Source organism: Streptomyces calidiresistens, from assembly GCF_014141525.1.
In the GTDB taxonomy this organism is placed as follows: Bacteria; Actinomycetota; Actinomycetes; order Streptomycetales; family Streptomycetaceae; genus Streptomyces; species Streptomyces calidiresistens.
This window is the reverse complement of sequence record NZ_VKHS01000946.1, coordinates 1-1875: the sequence shown is the minus strand read 5'-3', so window position 1 is coordinate 1875 and position 1875 is coordinate 1. Positions and strand designations below refer to the sequence as shown.

At 70.1% G+C, this 1875-nt stretch carries 1 protein-coding gene; it reads left to right on the top strand.

Annotated elements, in window-relative coordinates:
- The first annotated feature begins 268 nt into the window (after nucleotides 1-268).
- Nucleotides 269-1852 carry an acyl-CoA mutase large subunit family protein gene (locus tag FOE67_RS24410; RefSeq protein ID WP_182666992.1) on the top strand — a complete coding sequence of 528 codons (1584 nt, stop codon included), beginning with the start codon at nucleotides 269-271 and terminating at the stop codon, nucleotides 1850-1852.
- The last annotated feature ends 23 nt before the right edge of the window (nucleotides 1853-1875 follow it).

Genomic DNA, 1875 nt, shown 5'->3' with positions numbered 1-1875 from the left:
CCCTTCCCCGCGCGCTCCACCCCTTCCCCGCGCGTGCCACCCCTCCCCGCGCGTGCCGCGTCCTCTCACCCGGGTGATGATCGGATGAGCGCGCCCCTTTCTCCTTTGTGAGGGATCTCCCAACCGAATCCCCTCCCACCCGCCGCAGACCCCTCGCTACAGTCCGTCGCGAGAACGCAGAGGGAAGATCGGGACGCAGGGCACGCACGGCACGGAGACGAGGCCGGCACGGCGTGCGGAGACAGTCCACGGCGGGAGGCCACAGACCATGGCACGCGAGTCGGAATCCGGACAGCCCATCGAGCCGGTCTACGGGCCGGAATCACTCAAGGGATGGGATCCGGAGGAGAAGCTGGGGGAACCCGGTGCCTACCCCTACACCCGGGGTGTGTACCCCAGCATGTACACCGGGCGGCCGTGGACGATGCGCCAGTACGCCGGCTTCGGCACGGCGGTGGAGTCCAACGCCCGCTACAAGCAGTTGATCGCCAACGGGACCATGGGCCTGTCGGTCGCCTTCGACCTGCCCACCCAGATGGGACACGACTCCGACGCCCCGATCGCCCACGGCGAGGTCGGCAAGGTCGGCGTGGCCATCGATTCCATCGACGACATGCGGGTGCTGTTCGACGGCATTCCGCTGGACAAGGTCTCCACGTCGATGACGATCAACGCCCCCGCCGCCGTCCTGCTGCTGCTCTACCAGCTCGTCGCCGAGGAACAGGGCGTGTCGGCGGACAAGCTGACCGGCACCATCCAGAACGACGTGCTCAAGGAGTACATCGCCCGGGGCACCTACATCTTCCCGCCCAAGCCCTCGCTGCGGCTGATCGCGGACATCTTCAAGTACTGCCGGGCCGAGATCCCGAAGTGGAACACCATCTCCATCTCCGGCTACCACATGGCCGAGGCCGGGGCCACGCCCGCGCAGGAGATCGCCTTCACCCTCGCCGACGGCATCGAGTACGTGCGCACCGCCGTCGCCGCCGGCATGGACGTGGACGACTTCGCGCCGCGACTGTCCTTCTTCTTCGTGGCCCGCACCACGATCCTGGAGGAGGTCGCCAAGTTCCGTGCCGCCCGCCGCATCTGGGCCCGGGTCATGCGCGAGGAGTTCGGGGCGAGGAACCCCAAGTCGATGATGCTGCGCTTCCACACCCAGACCGCCGGTGTGCAGCTCACCGCCCAGCAGCCCGAGGTCAACCTGGTGCGGGTGACCGTGCAGGGCCTGGCGGCCGTGCTCGGCGGCACCCAGTCGCTGCACACCAACTCCTACGACGAGGCCATCGCGCTGCCCACCGACAAGTCCGCCCGCCTGGCGCTGCGCACCCAGCAGGTGCTGGCCCACGAGACGGACGTGACCGCCACCGTGGACCCCTTCGCGGGCTCCTACGTGGTGGAGTCGATGACCGACGCGGTGGAGGAGGCCGCGCTGGACCTCATGCGGCAGGTCGAGGACCGGGGCGGCGCGGTGGAGGCCATCGAACAGGGCTTCCAGAAGACCGAGATCGAGCGCAGCGCCTACCGCATCGCCCGCGAGACCGACGCCGGGGAGCGGGTCGTGGTCGGCGTCAACCGGTTCCGTCTCGACGAGGAGGAGCCCTACGAGCCGCTGCGCGTGGACCCCGCGATCGAGGCCCAACAGGCCGAGCGGCTGAAGCGGTTGCGCGCCGAGCGGGACCAGGGGGCGGTGGACGCCGCGCTCGCGGCGCTGCGCGAGGCGGCGAGCGGCGACACCGACAACGTGCTGTACCCGATGCGGGAGGCGCTGCGGGCCCGGGCCACCGTCGGCGAGGTGTGCAACCTGCTGCGCGAGGTGTGGGGCGCCTACGTGCCCTCGGAGAACTTCTGACACCCCGATCCCCCGGCCCCCGG

What these genes read in the sequence shown, in the direction of transcription:
- FOE67_RS24410 (WP_182666992.1), top strand. Translation starts at nt 269, where the DNA reads ATGGCACGCGAGTCGGAATCCGGACAGCCCATCGAGCCGGTCTACGGG.